The 20718-nt window shown below is 61.1% G+C and carries 15 protein-coding genes; 1 reads left to right on the top strand and 14 read right to left on the bottom strand.

The annotated features are described in order from the left end of the window. Nucleotides 1-3: 3 nt before the first annotated feature. From nuoH to VF684_RS18315, 14 genes are all read right to left on the bottom strand, one after another. Nucleotides 4-972 (bottom strand): NADH-quinone oxidoreductase subunit NuoH, encoded by a 969-nt coding sequence (nuoH, locus tag VF684_RS18380; protein ID WP_005337244.1) that lies wholly within the window; start codon nucleotides 970-972, stop codon nucleotides 4-6. Then, nucleotides 969-3725 carry an NADH-quinone oxidoreductase subunit NuoG gene (nuoG, locus tag VF684_RS18375; protein WP_376898521.1) on the bottom strand — a complete coding sequence of 919 codons (2757 nt, stop codon included), beginning with the start codon at nucleotides 3723-3725 and terminating at the stop codon, nucleotides 969-971. Before nuoG ends, nuoH begins: the two co-directional genes overlap by 4 nt. Nucleotides 3726-3766: 41 nt before the next feature. Then, a complete protein-coding gene (gene nuoF / locus VF684_RS18370; protein WP_201914923.1) occupies nucleotides 3767-5152 on the bottom strand; it encodes an NADH-quinone oxidoreductase subunit NuoF in 1386 nt (461 codons plus the stop codon). Beyond that, on the bottom strand, nucleotides 5149-5691 hold the full coding sequence (gene nuoE, locus VF684_RS18365; RefSeq protein ID WP_234924809.1) for an NADH-quinone oxidoreductase subunit NuoE: 543 nt from the start codon (nucleotides 5689-5691) through the stop codon (nucleotides 5149-5151). The genes nuoF and nuoE overlap by 4 nt, the downstream gene beginning before the upstream one ends. Nucleotides 5692-5771: 80 nt before the next feature. Further along, nucleotides 5772-7577, bottom strand: a complete 1806-nt coding sequence (gene nuoC / locus VF684_RS18360; protein WP_201914926.1) for an NADH-quinone oxidoreductase subunit C/D — start codon at nucleotides 7575-7577, stop codon at nucleotides 5772-5774. 2 nt (nucleotides 7578-7579) lie between these two features. Beyond that, the gene (locus tag VF684_RS18355) at nucleotides 7580-8254 is read right to left on the bottom strand and encodes a NuoB/complex I 20 kDa subunit family protein (protein WP_005344917.1); all 675 of its coding nucleotides are present in this window, start codon (nucleotides 8252-8254) and stop codon (nucleotides 7580-7582) included. Nucleotides 8255-8283: 29 nt separating this feature from the next. Then, on the bottom strand, nucleotides 8284-8688 hold the full coding sequence (locus VF684_RS18350) for an NADH-quinone oxidoreductase subunit A (protein WP_005344919.1): 405 nt from the start codon (nucleotides 8686-8688) through the stop codon (nucleotides 8284-8286). Nucleotides 8689-9066: 378 nt separating this feature from the next. Then, a complete protein-coding gene (locus VF684_RS18345; protein ID WP_005351118.1) occupies nucleotides 9067-9636 on the bottom strand; it encodes a DUF1566 domain-containing protein in 570 nt (189 codons plus the stop codon). A gap of 13 nt (nucleotides 9637-9649) precedes the next feature. Then, nucleotides 9650-11089: a DUF1566 domain-containing protein gene (locus VF684_RS18340; protein WP_257725394.1), complete on the bottom strand. Its 1440-nt coding sequence runs from the start codon at nucleotides 11087-11089 to the stop codon at nucleotides 9650-9652. Between the two features lie 59 nt (nucleotides 11090-11148). Further along, on the bottom strand, nucleotides 11149-13596 hold the full coding sequence (locus tag VF684_RS18335; RefSeq protein ID WP_257725393.1) for a proprotein convertase P-domain-containing protein: 2448 nt from the start codon (nucleotides 13594-13596) through the stop codon (nucleotides 11149-11151). Then, nucleotides 13593-15599: a prolyl oligopeptidase family serine peptidase gene (locus VF684_RS18330; RefSeq protein WP_201914943.1), complete on the bottom strand. Its 2007-nt coding sequence runs from the start codon at nucleotides 15597-15599 to the stop codon at nucleotides 13593-13595. The genes VF684_RS18335 and VF684_RS18330 overlap by 4 nt, the downstream gene beginning before the upstream one ends. Beyond that, on the bottom strand, nucleotides 15599-17737 hold the full coding sequence (locus VF684_RS18325) for a TonB-dependent hemoglobin/transferrin/lactoferrin family receptor (RefSeq protein ID WP_064336650.1): 2139 nt from the start codon (nucleotides 17735-17737) through the stop codon (nucleotides 15599-15601). Before VF684_RS18325 ends, VF684_RS18330 begins: the two co-directional genes overlap by 1 nt. A gap of 163 nt (nucleotides 17738-17900) precedes the next feature. Further along, nucleotides 17901-18776: a flagellar motor protein MotB gene (locus VF684_RS18320; protein WP_376898517.1), complete on the bottom strand. Its 876-nt coding sequence runs from the start codon at nucleotides 18774-18776 to the stop codon at nucleotides 17901-17903. After that, a complete protein-coding gene (locus VF684_RS18315; RefSeq protein ID WP_042056089.1) occupies nucleotides 18754-19512 on the bottom strand; it encodes a flagellar motor protein in 759 nt (252 codons plus the stop codon). Before VF684_RS18315 ends, VF684_RS18320 begins: the two co-directional genes overlap by 23 nt. Before the next feature lie 938 nt (nucleotides 19513-20450). On the opposite strand from VF684_RS18315, the gene VF684_RS18310 reads away from it, so the two are divergent. Next, nucleotides 20451-20718 (top strand): Sir2 family NAD-dependent protein deacetylase (locus VF684_RS18310; RefSeq protein WP_440174357.1); only part of this gene is annotated, 268 nt, incomplete at its 3' end.

The following is a 20718-nucleotide window of genomic DNA, read 5'->3' as shown; positions in this document are numbered from 1 at the left end:
GCCTCACTGCGTACTTATCAGTACAACTGCCGCAGTGACCAGCATATTGATCAGGGTCAGCGGCAAGCAGACTTTCCAGCCAAACGACATCACCTGGTCAAAGCGCGGGCGAGGCAGGGAGGCCCGCAGCAGGATGAAGAACACCATGAAACAGGCGGTCTTCAGGGCAAACCAGATGAAGGGGGGCAGCCAGGGGCCGTGCCAGCCACCGAAGAAGAGGGTCACGATGAGCGAGGAGATCAGCACGATGCCGATATATTCGCCCACGAAGAAGAGACCCCACTTCATCCCCGCATACTCGATGTGATAGCCGTCGGCGAGCTCCTGCTCGGCTTCTGGCTGATCGAACGGGTGACGGTGGGTGACGGCGACACCGGCAAACAGGAAGGTGACAAAGCCCAGGATCTGGGGCACCACGTTCCACAAGTCTGCCTGTGCCTCGACGATATCCCGCAGGTTGAAACTGCCGGTCTGGATCACAATCCCCATCAGGGATAGCCCGAGAAACACCTCGTAGGAGAGGGTCTGGGCCGAGGCGCGCAAGCTGCCGAGCAATGAGTATTTGTTGTTGCTCGACCAGCCGGCGAACAGCACCGCATAGACCGCCAGCCCCGCGATGGCCAGGATGTAGAGCAGCCCCACATTGAGATCCGCCACGCCCCAGGTGGGGGTGATGGGCACCACCGCAAACGCCAGAATAAAGGCGGTGAAGGCGATGATGGGGGCCAGGATAAAGATCCGGCGATCGGCGAACGGCGGGATCCAGTCCTCCTTGAAGAACATCTTGATCATGTCGGCGGCCAGCTGGAGCAGACCAAACGGCCCCACCCGGTTGGGGCCGTAGCGATCCTGCCACAGGGCCAGCAGACGGCGCTCGATGAAGCTCATGAAGGCGCCAGCCCCCACGATCCCCACCAGCACGATCAGTGCCTTGCCCACCTCCAGCAACAGATCGATCAGCGACTCGCTCATGCGATCACCTCCTGCAGGTTAGTGATTGAGGCTTGTTGCAGGGCCGTCGGCAGGCCGTTCACCCCAAGGGGGAGCCCCACCAGACCGGCGCTCAGCTGTTCGCTCAGGCGCAGGCGCAGTTGCCAGTGGCTACCGCCCCAGGAGAAGGAGACCTGATTGCCTGCATGGAGGGCCAGACGCTGCGCATCTGCTGGATTCAATACCAGCTCGGGTTCGTTCATCCGGGCCTGAATTACCGGGCTGCGAGCGGAGAGCTCCTCGCCGCCAAACAGCTGGGCATAATTGACCACTTGCAGCGCCTCTGCGGCCTTGAAGGGGGCGGGGATGGTGGTGAACCAGCCGAGCAGCTCCTTGCCTTCTGCCTGCGGGTCTGTTGCTTCCAGCAGGCGGCGACCCGGATCGCCAGCACGCAGTTTGCCACCCACTTCATCCTGGAACTTGTTCCAGGCGGAGGGAGAGTTCCAGCCCGGCGCCCATGCGAACGGTACTTGCGGCAGCGGCTGACGGGCTCCGGCATACCCTTCCATGGAGAAGTTGAAGGGGGAGTCGGGATCTTGCGCTACCCGCGGTTCGCTGACGTTCTGATCCGCCAACATGGAGGTGCGACCGCTGTAACGATGCGGCTCACGGGCCAGTCGCATGCCACGGATCCGCAAGCCTGCGTTGGGCGCCGCTTCCAGCATGGTAGCCAGCAGCGGATTGCTGGTGGCGCAGTCATGGTTGACCTGGTCGAAGTTCTGCCAGCGCAGCGGCTTGCGTTCGATCGCCCCTTGCAGCGCCGTCAGCCAGCGCCACCCTTCACGCACCTGAGTATCGGCGTTGTAGAAGGCGGGTGCATAGACCTGGAAGAAGCGTTGGGCGCGCCCTTCCATGTTCACCAGGGTGCCATCGGCCTCGGCAAAACTGGCCGCTGGCAGCACCAGATCTGCCTTGTTGGCGGTCGGGGTCGCCTGATGGTCGATGACCAGCAGGTGCTGCAGCCGTGCCAGAGCAGCATCCACCCGGTTGCGCGGCGCGCGGCGGTAGAGATCGTTCTCCAGGGTGACCAGCGCCAACCCCTCTTCTGACTCGATACGCGCAAGGGCGGCTTCGAGTGGCTTGTCTGACAAGGTTTGGGCGCCCAGCATGGCCAGACCCAGCGAGTTGGCCTCCTGGCCAACCAGCGCGATGTTGGCTTCCAGACCTCGGCCTTTCAGGGCGCGGGCAATGTTGCTGGCCGCCTCAAGCAGCGCCACATCGCGGGCAGTGGAGCCTGCAATGATGAGCGGCTTCTTGGCGTTGCCGAGCAGCTCGGCCCAGCGAGTCGCTTGTGCCTGCAGCTCGGGGCAGAGGTCGCTCACGGCCGGTGCTACTGGGTCGAGCAGGTGGGCGATGGCAAAGCCAAGGCGCGCCTGATCGGCATAGGGGGCGTGCAGCTTGTCGGCCGCCACATCGTCAAGACGGGTGGTGTCGAGACTGGTGATGAGCAGCGGGTAGCGCTCGTTCTGACCCAGGGTCTGAACGGCGGCGACTTGCCACAGATCGACCTTCATCTTGCGGGCCAGCTCGCGAGCCTTGCCCTTGACCGACTGACGCAGCGCCAGCGCGATACGGGCGGCGCTCATGGTGACATCCTCGCCGAGCAGCAGAATGGCGTCGGCCTCTTCCATGTCCCGCAGGCTCGGGGTCGGCACGCCGCCCTGTTGCAGGATCTGCAGCATCTTCAGCTGACAGGCCCACTCGGCCTGCTCGACGCCAGCGTAGAAGTTGTCTGCCCCCACCAGCTCGCGCAGGGCAAAGTTGCTCTCCAGCGAGGCGCGGGGCGAGCCGATGCCGATGAGGTCACGGGCCGTGCGCAGGGCATCGGCGGCGCGGTTGAGGGCGCCATCGACCGTGATGGTCAGCTGGTCGTTGCCATCTTTGAGCAGCGGTTGGCGCGGGCGATCGGCCAGATTGACGTAGCCATAGCCAAAGCGGCCACGGTCACAGAGGAAGTAGTGGTTGACGCTGCCGTGGAAGCGGTTTTCGATGCGGCGCAGCTCGCCATAACGCTCGCCCGGACTGATGTTGCAGCCCACGGAGCATTGCTGGCAGATGCTGGGGGCAAATTGCATGTCCCACTTGCGGTTGTAACGTTCGGAGTGGGTCTTGTCGGTGAAGACGCCGGTGGGGCAGACCTCCACCAGGTTGCCGGAAAATTCACTCTCCAGGGTGCCATCCTCGACCCGCCCGAAATAGACGTTGTCGTGGGCACCATAGACCCCGAGATCCTCGCCACCGGCATAATCCTTGTAGTAACGGACGCAGCGGTAGCAGGCGATGCAGCGGTTCATCTCGTGACCGATGAAGGGGCCCAGCTCCTGATTCTGGTGGGTGCGTTTGGTGAAGCGGTAGCGACGGCTGTTGTGGCCGGTCATCACCGTCATGTCCTGCAGGTGGCAGGCGCCGCCCTCTTCACACACCGGGCAGTCGTGAGGGTGGTTGGTCATCAACCACTCCACCACGCTCTTGCGAAATTCTTTAGCCTCTTCATCCTCGATGGCGATGTAGCTGCCATCGGTGGCCGGGGTCATGCAAGACATGACCAGACGACCGCGTTTGTCATCGGCATTCTGATACTGTTTGACCGCACACTGGCGGCAGGCGCCAACGCTACCCAGCGCCGGATGCCAGCAGAAATAGGGGACGTCCAGACCCAGCGACAGACAGGCTTGCAGCAGGTTATCTGCTCCGTCTACCTCGTACTCTTTGCCGTCTACATAAATGGTTGCCATACAACTTCCCTGAAACCTGTTTTGTGAAATCTGTGGTGTCGTTACCAGCGCTCGCCCAGCAGATTGGGCTGGATCCCTTTGACCGGCTTGCGGTTATCACCGCTGCCTTTGATCCCGGCCTCGAATTCGGAGCGGAAATATTTGATGGCGCTGGCGAGCGGCTCGACGGCGCCCGGTGCGTGGGCGCAGAAGGTCTTGCCCGGGCCAAGGAAACCGCAGAGTTGTTCCAGAGTCGCCAGATCGCCGGATTGCCCTTCGCCACGTTCCAGTGCCCGCAGCAGCTTGACGCTCCAGGGCAGGCCATCGCGACAGGGCGTGCACCAGCCACACGACTCGCGGGCGAAGAACTCCTCCATGTTGCGCAGCAGGGAGACCATGCTGATGGAGTCATCCACCGCCATGGCGAGGCCAGTCCCCATCCGGGTACCTACCTTGCCGATACCGGCGGTATACATCTGGGCATCGAGGTGCTCCGGCAGCAGGAAGCCGGTTCCCGCGCCGCCCGGTTGCCAGGCTTTCAGGCGATAGCCGCTCTTCATGCCGCCGGCGTAATTTTCAAACAGCTCGCGGGCGGTGATGCCAAAGGGCAGCTCCCAGACCCCGGGGTTGTTCACCTTGCCGGAGAAGCCCATCAGCTTGGTGCCGTGATCTTCCGAGCCCGGCAGCGCCAGCCCGTGATACCAGGCGACCCCGTTGCCGATAATGGCAGGCACGTTGCAGAGGGTCTCGACGTTGTTGACGCAGGTGGGTTTTCCCCAGACACCTGAGACGGCGGGGAAGGGGGGTTTGGCACGCGGGTTGGCGCGTCGCCCTTCCAGCGAGTTGATAAGGGCCGTCTCTTCGCCACAGATGTAGCGGCCGGCGCCGGTGTGGACGAACAGCTCGAAGTCAAAACCGGATCCCAGAATGTTCTTGCCCAGTAGACCGGCGGCCTTGGCCTCTTCCACCGCACGGCGCAGGTGGATGGCAGCATCCACATACTCGCCGCGCAGGAAGATATAGCCGCGATAGGCCTTGAGCGCCCGGGCACTGATGATCATCCCCTCGATCAGCAGATGGGGCAGTTGCTCCATCAGCAGGCGATCTTTCCAGGTGTTGGGCTCCATCTCGTCGGCGTTGCAGAGCAGGTAACGGATGTTCATGCTCTCGTCTTTGGGCATCAGCCCCCACTTCACACCAGTGGGGAAGCCCGCGCCGCCACGCCCCTTGAGACCGGCATCCTTGACGGTGCTGACGATCTCGTCCGGGCTCATCTGGCCGAGCGCCTTGCGGGCGGCTTCATAGCCCTGTTTGGCCTGATACTCCTCCAGCCACAGCGGCTGGCCGTCGTCCCGCAGCCGCCAGGTGAGCGGGTGGGTCTCGGCGGTGCGGGCCGTGCGGTTGGCGGTGCCAAGAGAGGCGAGGATCTTGTTCTGCGGCAGGCTCATGGGTAAGCCTCCAGCGTTTTCAGCAAGGTCACCGGATCGAGGCCGCCATAGGTGTCGTCATCGATCATGATGGCTGGCCCCTTGTCGCAGTTGCCAAGACAGCAGACCGGCAGCAGGGTGAAGCGGCCATCCGGGGTGGTTTGACCGGGGCCGAGGTTCATCACCTCCTTGAGACCGGCCAGCAGATCTTCATGGCCATTGATGTAGCAGACCATGCTGTCGCAGACGCGGATGATGTGACGGCCTACCGGCTGGCGGAAGATCTGGCTATAGAAGGTGGCAACCCCCTCCACGTCGCTGGCGGGAATGCCGAGCTCGGCGGCGATGGCGTGAATGGCGCCGTCGGGGACCCAGCCTCTGGCCTGCTGCACGATCTTGAGTGCTTCGATGCTGGCGGCGCGGGGATCTTCGTAGTGGTGTTTCTCGTGTTTGATGGCATCGCGTTCAGCCTGGCTCAGAACAAAGTCGTCCTGTTTGCTGCTGCATGCCCCTTGCCCCTGTGGGGTCTGATTATTGTGACACTGACATTGCTGGCTCATGACTTGACCTTTGGTGGCTTGTCCTTTTACTGCTCGTCCGGCGATCCCGATTCCCGGCCATGGCCGGGAGGGCGGATCACTTAACGGTCCACATCCGACATAACAAAATCGATACTGCCCAGATAGACGATGAGGTCCGACACCATGCTGCCCTTGATCACCGAGGGGATCTGCTGCAGGTGAGCAAAGCTCGGGGTGCGGATCCGGGTCCGGTAGCTCATGGTGGAGCCGTCACTGGTCAGGTAGTAACTGTTGACCCCCTTGGTCGCCTCAATCATCTGGAACGACTCGGCAGCGGGCATCACCGGGCCCCAAGACACTTGCAGGAAGTGGTTGATAAGGGTCTCGATGTGCTGCAGGGTGCGCTCTTTGGGCGGCGGGGTGGTGAGGGGGTGATCTGCCTTGAAGGGGCCCTCCGGCATGTTTTTCATGCACTGCTCGATGATCGACATGCTCTGGCGGATCTCCTCGATCCGCACGGTGGCTCTGTCGTAGGCATCGCCATTGCTGCCGACTGGCACTTCAAAGTCGAATTGATCGTAACCGGAGTAGGGACGCCACTTGCGCACGTCGAAGTTGAGGCCGGTGGCGCGCAATCCGGCCCCCGTGGTGCCCCAGGACAACGCCTGCTCGGTGGTGTAGGCAGAGACGCCTATGGTTCGACCGCGAAGAATGCTGTTGCGCATCGCCGCTTTTTCGTAATCCATCAGCCGCTTGGGCAGCCAGCTTAGCAGGTTGTCCTGCACCAGCCGCTGCCATCCCTTCGGCAGGTCGTGGGCCACACCGCCGATACGGAACCAGGCCGGATGCATGCGGGCACCGGTGATCGCTTCGATGATGGTGTAGATCTTCTGCCGATCGGTGAAGGTGAAGAAGACCGGGGTCATGGCCCCCACGTCCTGGATATATGTACCGAGGAACAAGAGGTGGCTCTGGATGCGGAACAGCTCCGCCATCATCACCCGGATCATGTCGACCCGCTGCGGCACCTTGATGCCGGCCAGCTTCTCGACCGCCAACACGTAAGGGAGGTTGTTCATCACCCCGCCCAGATACTCGACCCGGTCGGTATAGGGGATATAGCTGTGCCAGGATTGGCGCTCGCCCATCTTTTCGGCACCACGATGGTGGTAGCCGATGTCGGGCACGCAGTTGCGGATCTCCTCGCCATCGAGCTGCAACACCAAGCGGAAGGCGCCGTGGGCAGAGGGGTGGTTGGGGCCGAGGTTCAAGAACATGTAGTCCTCGTTATCGTTGCCGCGGGCCAGTCCCCACTCTTCCGGTTTGAACAGCAGGTTCTCCTGCTCCATGTCCTGTTTGGCTGCATCGAGCATGAAGGGATCGAATTCGGTGGCGCGCGCCGGGTAATCCTTGCGCAGCGGGTGACCCTGCCAGCTTTTGGGCATCATGATGCGGGTCAGATGGGGGTGGCCATCGAAGGTGATGCCCAGCAGATCCCACACTTCCCGTTCATACCAGTTGGCATTGGGGAAGTGGTTGGTGATGGTGGGCAGATGCAGGTCACTTTCGGCCAGCGCCACTTTCAACATCACATCGGCGTTACGGTCGATGGAGATGAGGTGATAGAAAACGGTGAAGTCGCTTTGCGGCAGGCCGTCGCGATGGCTACGCAGCCGCTCGTCAGTCGCACTCAGATCGAAGAGCATCACGAACGGGGAGGGCACCTTGCGCAAAAAGCCCATCACATCCTGAAGCAGTTCGCGGGGAAGCCAGACCACCGGCACGCCGGTGCGCGTGGTCTGCACGGTGAAGTGCTCGGCCCCGAAGTGGGCAAACAGTTCGCCAATGACTTTGGCATCCTTGTGGTCGCTGGGCTGCCACTGGGCCATGGCGTAATTGCTGGGAAAATCACGAGTCAGTTTCATGGTCAGATCTCATCCGGCGTGCGCAGGTTGGTCACATTGATCCGTTCGCCGCGCTTGCGCTCTTTTTCGGCCTGCATCTGGGGACGGTAGATCCCCTGATCGCCCACTACCCAGGAGAGGGGGCGGCGCTCTTTGCCGATGGAGTCCTGCAGCAGCATCAGGGCTTGCAAAAAGGCTTCGGGACGGGGCGGGCAACCCGGAATGTAGACGTCGACCGGCAGGAACTTGTCCACCCCCTGCACCACGGAATAGATGTCATACATGCCGCCGGAGTTGGCACAGGCGCCCATGGAGATCACCCACTTGGGTTCGAGCAGCTGTTCATACAGGCGCTGGATGACTGGCGCCATCTTGATGAAGGGGGTCCCTGCAATCACCATGAAATCGGCCTGACGGGGCGAAGCGCGGATAACTTCGGCGCCGAAGCGGGCCACATCGTGGGGGGAGGTGAAGGCGGTACACATCTCCACGTAGCAGCAGGAGATGCCGAAGTTGTAAGGCCAGAGGGAGTTTTTGCGGCCCCAGTTGACTGTGTCTTGCAGCACCTCCTCGAGACGGCCCATCATGATGCCGCGCGTCGCTTCTTGCGCCAGTGGGTCATCGACGGTCTGGCGCTGCTCCTGGGGGTAGCGCTCAACGGGTGCATCCGGGTCAATCCGGGTCAGGGTGTACTTCATGGTGCAACCTCAAGGAAAGGGTCTGTGGTTCAATCACTGTTTTTGTTGTTCAACTGCGGTTTGCGCGGTGACCAGTCCAGTGCGCCGATGCGCCAGAGGTAGATCAGGCCGATAAGCAGCAGTCCGATGAAAATGGTGGCTTCAATAAAGCCGACCCAGCCACTCTCCCGCACGGAGACAGACCAGGCAAACAGGTAGAGCGCCTCGACGTCGAAGATGACGAAGAACATGGCGACCAGATAGAACTTGGCGGAAAAACGCAGGCGGGCACTGCCGACCGAGTCGACACCAGATTCAAATGGCTTGTTCTTGGTGCGGCCGTAGGCGCGACCTCCCAGCAGGGCGGCGAGGCCTATCATCACCAGACAGATGGTGATGGCACCGATGACATAAATGGCAAAAGCCCAATGTTGAGCAGAAATATCAGCAAACATAGAGGTTTTTCCTAACCAAATTAATCAAGCGACTTAACAATAATGTTACGCATTATGACACTTTCGCACTGATTTACATGTCATTTTTACGGGTTAATTATTAATCGGTTAACCAGTAATTAAATTTTGTTAAGAAGCGCACTTTTTTGTTGGTTATGGCGGGCGAGAAAGGCCTGTAAAGCGCAGAGAGCTGCTCCTCGTCATCACCTGAAAGGGGTATGTCGCGTGCGAAGCAGGATCAGGTCGGTATCGCGGGCAGGGAGCACAGGCGGGAGAAGAGCGTGATGGCGGGTGAGGTAGAGAGGGCGGCAAGAGCAATAAAAAGAGAGGCTTTCAAGCCTCTCCTGTCATCGCGTTCCGGTTTCGAGCGTGGGGCGGTCAGGGTTTATTGGCGACCAGCAAGACCTGATCCGGGTAGGCGCCAATGGAGCGAAGACCGATATCTCCCGAGGTGATATCCAGATACGCCCGCTGACCATTGGCGGAGGTTACCGTGCTGCTCATCAGATAGACATAGCCCTCATTGACCTCTTTACCGCCCCCCGCCATGGCGCGCGGGAAAATGGCTTCATTGAGAGAGGGCTTGTAGCAGGCGTGCTCGACCAGGGTCGCCAGCTCCTTGATGTCGGGCAGGCGCCACTGGCTGATACCGCCGAAGTGATAGAGAGCATGGCTGCTGTCACTGCGGATCCGCTCCGCCACTTGCAGCCCCTGCTGCCAGTAGTAAACGGTCGGTTCACCCAGGCAACTGCTGCCACTCCATGTCTGCCCCAGTTTGCAGCGCATCCAGGTGAGGCCGGTGTGTTGATCCGTGACGGTGCCGTTGCCATGGTCAAGAAAACGGGCAGAGGGGGCGGTGCGATCCATGGTGTCATCACAAATGGCAGCACCGTGGGCCAGGGGGGCCAGCAGTGCCAGCATGGCGAACGAAAAGCGATAAAGGCTCATGATATTCCTCGGATTATTGGGGAGTGGCGACCAGTCGTACCTGCATCAGCTCGATATAGGTATCTTGCAGCACCAGCGCGGGATAGGTGGTGCCCGCATCTTCTCCCAGGAGCAGGACTGTGCGTTTGCTGATGGGGCCACCGGAAAAGCGCTGGGCTGTGTTGCTGGTGGCGCTCCAGTAGTAGCCATGGTAGGTGTCATCTTCCGAGGGGGCGATATCCGGGAAGTAACGGGTATCCACGATGATGCGTTGACCCAGCGGGTCCTTGGCCAGGCTGCCGTAGTGCATCAGTGACATCAGCTCACCCATGGTGGGCAGCCGCCACTGGCTGATGCCGCAGCGCTGCTCGCCATTGAGCCACTGCTGATACGCGCGGGTGGTCAGCATGGTGGTCAGCGCCTGTGCCCGGGCGAGGGCCGCCAGATCTCCTTCGGCGGTGAGCTGTTCGATCCTCTTATGAATATGCTGGTAGGCCGCTTGCTGCTCGCCTGCGGTCGCCTTGAACTGCTCATCCTCATAGGCAAAGGGTCTGCTTTTCCAGGCCGGACTCAAGGGATCGTCCGATTTGACCTCCCACACCAGACCGGTATTGAGATCCTTGACGCACTGCCAGCTCGGCGCGTTGTCAGGGAGCGCCTGACCGCGATCATCGAGTTTGCGATAGGCAAGCTGGGGACGAGTGCGATTCCAGCTGGCATCTTGTCCCGGATAGTCGGCGGGTTCTTGTTCCAGCAGCGGGTCGTTGCCATCGCTGAAGGTGGTGACGCCGGTGACGGTCAGCAGGTTGCGTGGCTGCTGCTGCACCAGCAGGGTCAGCAGCTCGCTTTGGGTCTCTTCGGCAAACTGGCCGTTGCGCTGCCACTCCTGAGCCAATTGCTCCAGCATCAGGCTGATGGCGCGATAGCTGGTGGTGAGCAACTGGGTCTCCTTGGCGGTGGCAAGGCGTGTGCGGGCCTGTTGCTGCAAGCTGGTCGCCACCTGTTGTAGCGCCTGATCAAACTGGCCGAGACCCGCGAGGGCCGCGCGGTCGCTGCCTGGTTGCAGCGGCACGAGATCGGCCAACAGCTGCGTCAGTGCGCGATCGGCAGCCACCCCTTCGGCAATACGGCTCTGCCACAGAGTGCTGAGCAGGGTCGGTTGCAGCCGTTGTGGCTCCCCTTTGGCGGCCGGATGTGCCAGCAGCAGCCCTCCGCCCCGCGGTACGAACAGCAGGGGTGAGTTGACGATGTTGGCCGAACGGCTGACAAGGGCCACAGCTCCTTCGCCGCTGACGGCAGGATCGGCGGCATCACACAGCCAGTTCTGATCCAGATCGGCGCACAGGGTACCGGCGGTCGGCAGGGCGACATCGACCCGGTAGTCCGGGATCGCCAGTGGTGCGTTATCTTCCCCGCCGCCACAGGCGCTGAGCAGGGCTGAGAGGGTTGCAATAACCAGTACGGATGGTTTCACTTCACATTCCTTGATTCGGTCACAGGTTCACGGGGGCGGTGACCCCCGTGGTACAGGGTTCAACGGCGCGAGACGCTCCGGCGCCAGAGGCGGGGCCAGAGGGCCAGCAACAGCAGCAGGGGGGACGCCGTGCCGCCACCCCCTTCATCCTGCTCAAGGGGAATGATGCCTGTGTTGGGTAGGGCTTCATCCTTGTCGCAGCGGGTGCCGACTTGCTGGGCGACGCGCCAGTTGCGCAACTGACCGGTGTCACCGGCGCTGGTGTCGTTGATCTCCAGCAGCCAGCGGCCTGCGAGCGGTTCACCGTGCAGCTTATCCAGCGATTCGAACGGTACCAGTTCACGCGGAAACTCCCCCTTGAGCCGGGTATGGCTGGCGTAGCCTTTGTTCCACAGGCTGATCCGGGTGCCGTAAGGGGAGGTGAGCCAGATCTCCAGTTGCTCCAGTTTGCTGTGCTCCAGATCGAGGGCGACCACGAATCCGCTGTCGATGCGGGCCTTGCTCTCGGGCAGGGTGAGAGTGAAGCGGGACAGGCCGTGCCGTTCATCGCTCACCGCATCCTTGATCTGGCCACCCTGGCCGATGGCCCGCTGCCAGAGCGGTTCACCGATCGGCAGTTGCAGGTCAAGGCGGGTCTGGCGCTCGGTGGGGCTGGGCAGGGTGAGCTGGAACTGCAGCGGCAAGGTGACTGCCTCGCCACAGGTCAGGTTGCTCGCTGCTTCCAGCGGCAGGGTCCAGCGGGCGGTGCCATCGGCGTTGAGCTCTCCCTGCCAGTGACCGTCACCCATGAGCCCCTTGGTCGGGAGCAGGCTGGCGTCAGCCACGGTCAGGGGCCGGCCGCTCTGGTTGGTCAATTCGATGGCGAGGCTCTTTTTCTCCCCGGGCAGCAGGTAGCTGTCATCGGCAAGGCGGGCCGCGATGGGCGTGGGCAGCAGTGCGTGGTGGCGGAAGGCCTGCTCCAGCAGCTTGCCATAGCTGCGATCCGGATAGAGGCGGTTGGCGGTATCCACGGTGACGCGCGCCAGCTGGGGCATCCGCACCTGCGGGCCGAGGCCGAAGTGGGATTCAATCAGCAGGGTATCGAACTCGTCACGGGCTACCTCGCCATACTGTTCAACGGCCTGGCGCAGCGCGGTGAAGAGCGGGGTGCCCCACAGCTGGTCGCCGTTGCTGCCGTTGATGGTGAGGTGAGCCGGATAGAGGAAGCCCGGGTGATAGCGTGCCCGCAGATCATCGAGCTGACGGGGCGTCCGGCCGCTGATCCTGGCATCCCAGTTGAATACCATGAAAGGCTCGAACTGGCGGGCTTCGGGGCTGCGCTGGCGCCAGCTGGCGGCCAGATAGTCGCTAAAGCCCTCGCCGATGGCGCCCCAGTCACCCTCTTCTCCCATGTCGGGCAGGATATGGTGCTGCACCGCATGGCCAAACTCGTGCCAGATCACCATCGGATCTTCCGCATCGGGTACCCCGATCCGGCCAATTTCCAACCGGCGCAGGAAGGGGTCATAGAGGGAGTTGTCCTGCTCCCCGGCATCGGTATCGATGGCCAGGGGGCCGCCCATCAGCGTCGGGTAGCCCAGGGATTCCACATGGCGCTGGGCCAGATCCAGATGGTAGTAGCCATTGATATCGAGGAAGGCGGGCTGCTGGTGATCCAGCTGGAAGCCATCGGCATCAGGGCTGCTAAAGGGGGCAGTTTCCGGCGCCGTGCCATCCACGACCCGGGCGCGTGGGCCACTCAGCTGGTAGGTGTCATCCACCTTTTGTACCGTGAGCGGCGCGGTGCGATAGGCCCCGTTGTCCAGCACCAGATCGTGGCGCCACAGCAGGTTGCCATCTTGCAGCTGGGTGCGTGGGTCGAGGGCAAAGATGCGGGCCTGCACCGTGGCCGCTTCTCCTGCCAGCGGGACCGCTTCGGCACGGGTGTTGGCCTCTTGCAGCGTGCGCCCCAGCAGGGCGCTGCCATCGCAGGTGACAAACAGTTGCCAGTGGCTGCTTTTGCTGTTGCCCGGCTGGCTTTCCACCGCCAGCAGACGCCAGGCCGCAGTCAGGGTGTCGCCATCCTGCCAGTACCAGGGCTGGGCCTCGTCACTGCCGGCGAATTGCCACACAGCGCCATCCAGCGTGGCGGTATAGGCATCCACCCCGGCGCGGCTTGCTTCATCACATGGCGTCGCCTGTGCCTGCATCAGCCGGGTATTGTGATAAAGGCGCCACGGGCGACCCTGCTCATCGAGACTGACGGCGGCCATCAGGCCGGCGATCGGTGCGCCATTGAGCTGCTGGCGATAATGCAGATAGTGGCCCAGCTTGCCTTGGCGCTGATAGGCCGGGGCATCACTCAGGGTGACGCCGAGCTGCTGTTCGAGCCAGAGGCGGGTATCGGCCGGGGCGTCCTGTTCGACAAAACGCAGTTCGGCGGCCTGAGTGGAAAAGCCAGCCAGCCCCAGCAAGAGGGCGGGCAACAGGGGTTTCATAGTGGTACTCCCAATCAGCGGCAGGGTCATTGATTGATCCCCGCCAGATGCAACAAGAAGGCAAATTCACGAGCCCGATCGCCACCACCGGCGCGGTGGCCTCCCTCCAGTTCGGTCAGCAGCAGGTAGGGGCCGGAGCCCGTGCTGTGCTCCCGCAGGCGGGCCAGCCACTTGACCGGCTCCCAGTAGGGCACCTGGCTATCGTGCAGGGCGGTAGTGACCAGCAGGGGCGGGTAGGGGGCGCGGTGCAGGTTGTCGTAGGGGCTGATGCGGCGCATCGCCTGATATTCTGCGGGCTTGGCCGGATTGCCCCACTCCTGATACTCCTGACGGGTCAAGGGGAGGGCAGGATCGCTCATGGTGCCGAGCATATCGACGAAGGGGACCTGCAACACGGCGCCGCTAAAGAGTGTCGGTTGCTGGTTTAGGGCCGCAGCAACCAGCGTGCCCCCCGCGCTGCCCCCGATGGCAAACAGGGGCAGGGGAGCAGAGTCGGGCGACCAGTGGCGCAGGGCGTGACCGGCTGCGATAAAGTCGCTGATGCCGTTCTGCTTGTTGATGCCCCGTCCGTCGCGGGTCCACTGCTCCCCCAGCATGCCGCCGCCGCGCACATGGGCGATGGCGTAGACAAAGCCCCGATCCAGCAGGCTTAACAGCTCTTTCTGGTAGTAGGGGCGCATCGGCGTGCCATAGGCGCCATAGCCATAGAGCAGTACAGCGCGAGGGGCCAGATCCTTGCGCCACACCAGCGAGACAGGTACCCGGGTGCCATCGGCAGAGGTGATCCAGCGCCGCTCGCTCTGATAGGGCAATGCTTTATTGCCTGCGGTGTGCTGGTCGTTGATCCAGTGGCCGCTGGTCAAATCCAGCCAGCGCTGGCCGGGGGGCTGACTCAAGCCCTGACTGCGCACCAGAATGCGGTCGCTGGCCGGGTCATGTTCTCCTTGCAGCCAGCCGGTACCGGCGCCACTGGCCAGCGGCAGGCGCTGGCGTTCATGGCCGTTGCGATCGAGCAGGGCGAGCCAATCCTCCCCCTGCTGGCGAAACTGCACCACCAGATGGCGATCAAACAGTCGCCACTTCTCGGGATCGCCGAGATCCTCCTCTTTGGCGGGCCACAGGCGCTGCCACTCACCGAGCGGCGTGCTGGCTGAGTAGAGGGCAAACGTCCCCTCCCGGTTGCTCTTGATCACCCAGCCAGACTGGCTGTCCAGATAGTATTCCACCCCGCGCTGGCGGGGTTTGACCTGCTGCGGCTTGCCCGAGTCGAGCAGGTACTGCTCCGAGCTGTCGTGGTTGTTGCCCTGCAACACCAGATGCTGGCCATCCGTGGTGCGATAGAGGCTGAGCAGCCAGGCGGGATCCTGCTCCTCATAGAGAGTCTGCTCCTGGCCATCCTGCCAGCCGCGCAGCTGCCAGGGGCGCAGGGTGTAGCGCTCGTTGGCGATGCTGTAGAGGGTGCGACCATCTTGTGACCAGGCGAGATCGGCGCTGCGCTGCGCCAAACTGGCCAGCGCCTTGCCGCTTTGGAGATCGAGCAGGGTGACCTGATAGTCGAGATCGCCGCGCCTGTCTTCGGCGATGGCCAGTGTGCGGTTATCCGGGCTCAGGGCCCAGCCGCCCGCTTCGTAATAGCCCTCACCCGCTCTGGCGGGAAGCCGTTGCTGCACCTTGCCCCCGTGGCGTTGCCAGAGTGAGCCATCCGGGCGCAGCTGCCATGCCTGATCGCCGCGCACAAGCCAGTTGTCCGGTACGGGTTCCCCCGCCGGATGGCGGGCAAATTCGGCGCGCAAGGTTGCTTCCAGCGGCTGCTGGGTGGCGAGTTGCTGCTCGCTCCAGCGATTTTGCTGCTTGAGCAGGGCGAGAATGGCCGGGTTGCTACGGCTCTCGTCCCGCAACCAGAAGTAGGGATCCTGGCGTACGGGATTGCCTGAAATCAGGTGCGATTGGGACGGGATCGGCGGTGGCAGGGCCTCTTGCGCCCACGCCAACGGGGCGGCCAACAGGGCCGCCATGATTGCATGATGCTTCATCACATCCCCACGAAACGGTAGCTGAGGCTGGCTGACAGGTAGCGGCCGCTCTGGCTGTAGAGGGAGGTGTCGCTGCCAGCCGGAAGTCCGGCCACATCCTGATAGCGGACGTAGCGGGTATCGAGCAGGTTGCCGATGGTGGCATTGACCTTGAGCGCCTCGGTGATCTGCCAGTCGCCGGTGAGATCCAGACTGAACCAGCCTGCGCTGCTCTGGCAGGCACCGTTGTAGCCAGTCTGCGCATTGGCGCACTGGGGCACCTTGGTCATGGCGGCGGCATAGTTGCCACTGAGCTCAACCCCCCAGTCGAGCTGTTGCCAGCGCAGGGTGGTGTTGCCTTCCAGCGGTGTCTGGGTGCGCAGCGGTTCACCGCGGTGATCCTTGCCATCCATCCAGGCCAGATTGGTCGAAAGCTCCCACTCGTCGCTCAGCCAGAGGCTGGCGGCCAGCTCAGCGCCCCAGGTTTCTGCTTTGGCAACGTTGCGATATTGGCGCAGGAAGACACCGTCATCGAGGCGAAAACCGGTCTGGCGCCAGTCGATGAAGTTGTAGTAGCGGTTGTAGAAAACGGCCGGTTTGACGCTCCAGTTGTCGCTTTGGCCATTCACTCCCCACTCCAGACTGTGGCTGGTCTCCTCCTTGAGGTTGGGGTTGGCAATGATCTCGAACGGCGGCATGGCAAAGTAGTGAGGAATGTTGCCGTAAACCTGATCGTAAGCGGGGGCGCGGAAGCCGTTGGCATAGCTGAGCCAGCTGCGCCATGTTTCGTTGAAGCGGTAACTGGCCGCCACACTGGGGGAGAGGTGGTCGCTGTGGTTCTCGGCCAGATTGCTGTCCGGTGCGCGCAGGCGCTGGCGGTCAAAGCGCAGGGTCGGGGTAAACTGCCAGTTGCCCAGATCGATCACATCGCTCAGCCAGATGCCATCGCGGCGGGTTTCGGCCTTGCTGAAGGGGGCTTTCTGTCCCTGGGTGGTGATGCCATCTTCCAGGGTCAGATTGCTGACCGGCCGCTCGTGGTTGGCCTGCTCCAGCTCCACACCGTAGCTGAAGGTGTGATCCAGCGAGCCGGTGCTCAGCTTGCTCTGCAACTCCAGCTCACTGCCAAGGCGCAGCTCCTCGAACGTGGAGAGGGTGCGCTGGCTGCGATATCTGGGATAGCCGCTCAGGGCATCGTTGCGCAGCAGCTGGCGCTGGTTGGCTTCGTTGCGGGACTGATTGCCAAACAGGCTCCAGTTGAGGGTATCGATCATGCCCAGATCGCTGGCTTCCCAGCTGAACTTGCCGCCCTGGGTGCGCTGATCGCCATCTTCCTGAAAACCGACCACGTCCCAGCTGCCATCGGGTTGGGGCACCGCTTTGGGCCCCATCTGGCGTTTGGCGTGATCCTCGTAGTAGTCCAGCTCCAGCCGCAGAGCGTGATGGGCATTGAGGGGAAGGCGGCTGCTGGTGGAGGCACTCATGCCATCCAAATCAGCCGGAATTCGGTTCTCCTCAAAGTTGGCGGTTTCGTTGCCACGCCAGCCGGAGAGGCGCAACAGATGTTCGCTCTCCAGTGCCCGCACCGCGCCTGTCATGCTGAGCTTCTTCTTGTTGCTGTCGCCACCGTAGAGGGTTTTGGCCGCTAGATAGCTATCTTGCTGTTGCAGATAATCTTCCGGCTGCTTGGTATTCATCACCACGGTGCCGCCGATGGCATCGGAGCCATGCAGGGAGGAGCCGGCCCCCTTGGCCACCTCAATCTGCTTGATGTCATCAAGGTCGAAGTTGAAGCGACCTACCTTGTCATTGATGTTGTCGGCGCCAAAGCCGTCGCTGACGCGCACCCCATCCTTGATCAGCAGGATACGGTTGCCACCGATGCCGCGCACGCTGATGTTTTGCGGTCGCCCGGCAGAGCCGGTGACCGAGACACCGGGGATCTTGCGAAACACATGAGTCAGCTCGCTGGCGACCTGACGGTCCAGCTCTTCCTGGGTGATGACGGTGATGGAGCCGGAAACATCGGAGAGTTTCTGTTGTACTCGTTGCCCGGTGACAATGATGGTGTCGTCGCTGCGAGCCTTCTCCACAGGGGGAAGATCGGCCGCGCCAGCGGAGGCACACAGGAGTGCCGGCCATGCCTGAAGCAGTTTGTTCATAATGATAATTGTTTTTATTTAAGCCTGAGGGGCGGCATTATTGCAGAGGCCTGACCACTTGACAATAAATGGCAATCATTATCATTAAGATCTTATGGTGTTGATATTATTGAGTTATTTGTTTTTAAAAAAGAGGCTCCCGCGTGAAGCGGGAGCGGGGGGATCAGGGCTTGAGCAGTTGCAGTGACTCTTCTGTTGCCTTGCCTTGGGAGAGGGTGATATCGACCCGGCGGTTCGCCTGGCGATGTTCGGGGGTGTCATTGGCAAAGCGGGGTTGAGTGTCGGCAACACCCTGAGCGATGACTCGTCTGGCATCCAGCTGGGGATTGGTCAGCATGGTCTGCACGATGGAAGAGGCCCGCAGCACCGAGAGCTCCCAGTTGTTGCGATAGAGCTCCACCGGCGCCTGGGAGTTGTCGGTATGACCGGTGACCACTACCTGCCCCGGGATATTGGCCAGAATGCCGGCGATCTTGTTGACCAGCGGGATGAACTGGGGCTGCAGGAACGCCGAATCGGAGGGGAATAGCGCCTTCTCGCCGATGCGGATCACCAGTTGACTGCCGAGTTGCTCGACCTCGAGATCCTTCGATTCGATCTGGGCCTTGAGTTGCTGCTCCAGCTTCTGCTTGGTCACCTGCACCCACTCCTGCTCCTTGGTCTTGTGGGGCCAGGCTTCGGTGGCGCTCGGTTTTTCCGAGGCACCTATGGTCTCGTTGAAGGGGTCCGATGCCGCCATGGGGGCATCTTTTTCCAGTACAGTCTCTTCTTTCGGGCTGCTCGGCGTGGTCTTCGATTCCGGCTCGAGAATCCCTGTTCCCCCCTGCATCAAGGGTGAGCCGGCAGGCGGGGAGATGAGGCCGATTTTACCCAGCGACTCGATAAAGCCCTGGATAAGCACCCGGGTTTCGGACTGCTTGGCCATGGCAAAGGAGTAGAGCACCACAAACAGGGCGAACAGCAGGGTCATGAAGTCGGCATAGGAGACCAGCCAGCGTTCATGGTTCTCCGGTGCTTCAGCCTTTTTCTTTTTGGCCACCGTGACCTCCCAGATAAGGTTCGAGGGTAACTTGCAGGCGCGCTTGGGATTCGCCATCAACGATGCAGAGAATGCCGGTCAGGGTCATCTCCTTGTAGTGGCGGATCTGGTGGGCAAACCCTTTGTAGCGGTTGCCGAACGGCAAGAAGATCAGGTTGGCTGCGGATACCCCGTAGATGGTAGCGATAAAGGCCACCGCGATGGCGCCGCCCAGCTTGTCGGGGGCATCCAGCAGACCCATGGCGTGGATCAGGCCAAATACCGCCCCGACGATCCCCATGGTCGGGCAGTAGCCGCCCATGGCTTCATAGAATTTGACCGTCTGTTCGAGATCTTCCTGTTCAAATTCGATCTCGTTCTCCAGCACCTCGTGTATCTTGGTTTTCTCGTAACCATCAACCATCATCTGCACCCCTTTCTTCAGGAAGGGATCCTTGATCTCGTCGATCATCCCTTCCAGCGCCAGCATGCCGCTGCGGCGGGCGTTGCCTGCCAGGGTCTCAAGCAACTGGGCCTGTTCATGCATGTCGAGCTTGAGGGGGGAGAGCAGCCATTTGAAACGCTTCATGGTGCTGCCGACGACGGAGAAGGGGAACTGGGTCAGCGCAGCACCTATGGTACCGCCGATCACGATAAGAAATGCGGGCAGATCGAGCAGTGCGCTGGGATGACCACCCTCGATCATGTTGCCGCCAAGGATGGCGATCAACGCCAGTACCAAGCCAATCAAGCTCATTTTTTACACATCCCTGCATGTTGATAATCGCTAGTGTAGCTACTTAAGTATCAGTTTTTCAAAATGAAATCCAATCGCTGAGCAATTAATGGGCGCTGGGTAACGTCCGCAGAGGGAGGTATGTTGAAGAGGAGCAAATCGATGAAGCTTGAAGGGAAATAACCAAGGGGGCGGTAATCTGATCTCCGCCATCCTCTTCAAATCTGTATCTTGGGAAAGTTGTTTCACCTCGCCACAGAATCGTCCCCAGCATTAACTCAAGGCTTTTAAATCTTCCTTACACGAGTGTGCTTTACGCTAAATACTGTGTGAGTAAGCAACCATGATTTCAACTAGAAAAGTCCTGCAAATCCATCGTTTCGTCAGTCGTGCCATTGATCAAAAACCCACTATAACCACCCAGGGTATGTTGCAAATCCTGGACTGGACCATCATGCGGGTCCAGCAAAATAAAATAAGGGAGGAGGCCTATCCCTGTATCTTTGCCAGAGGGGCTGAACTGTTTTATCTGATTAGTTCAATCCGACCGTTTAGGCGATACAACCAGTTAACCGCTTTGTGTGTTGTCGACTGGTGTGTCCGACAACATGGCTTTGGCCTCAAAGATCTGCATCTGGATGAACAGCGGGTCATAACGGAGCGCATAAGACGCGATTACCGGGAACCGGTTTTGCAGGCAAGTGACCATTTTGCTCAGGAGTACCGCTACTGGTTTTTCATGCATAGCGAGCCCATCAGTAAACAAAGAGCCAGGTCTGCTAGTGCAATTACATCCATTAGTCGCAGCTTGTTTGATCTCAACTGGTAACTGCCGCTCCTCCTCATTCTTACCACGATGAGGTGAGCAGAAACATAGCAATGAGGTGTGACCCCAACTCCCCTGGTTCAGTAACAAATCAATCGGGTGGGCTGGTCATGCCATAACGAAAGGTGGTCGTATGCAACCAATAGCTTCCCGTGCTCGAAGACATCAGCGCCGTCATAGAGAAAAACGAGCACAAGCCTCGGTAACAGGCCAACACTACCATCCCACAATCCTCTTTTTTACCGGGGCGGGCTTATCAGCGGAAAGCGGTGTGCCCACGTTTAGAAGTGAAGGCATTTGGCGTAATCATGAGAACTGGCGCTATTCCCACGCTAGTAGCATGAGTACGGATCTGGCTGGTTTCTTGGCCTTTCACAACAAACGGCGTCAAACCATGTTAG

Source organism: Aeromonas sp. Lyrl_2, assembly GCF_051948815.1.
GTDB classification, from domain to species: Bacteria; Pseudomonadota; Gammaproteobacteria; order Enterobacterales; family Aeromonadaceae; genus Aeromonas; species Aeromonas veronii.
This window is presented reverse-complemented; position numbering and strand designations above follow the sequence as displayed.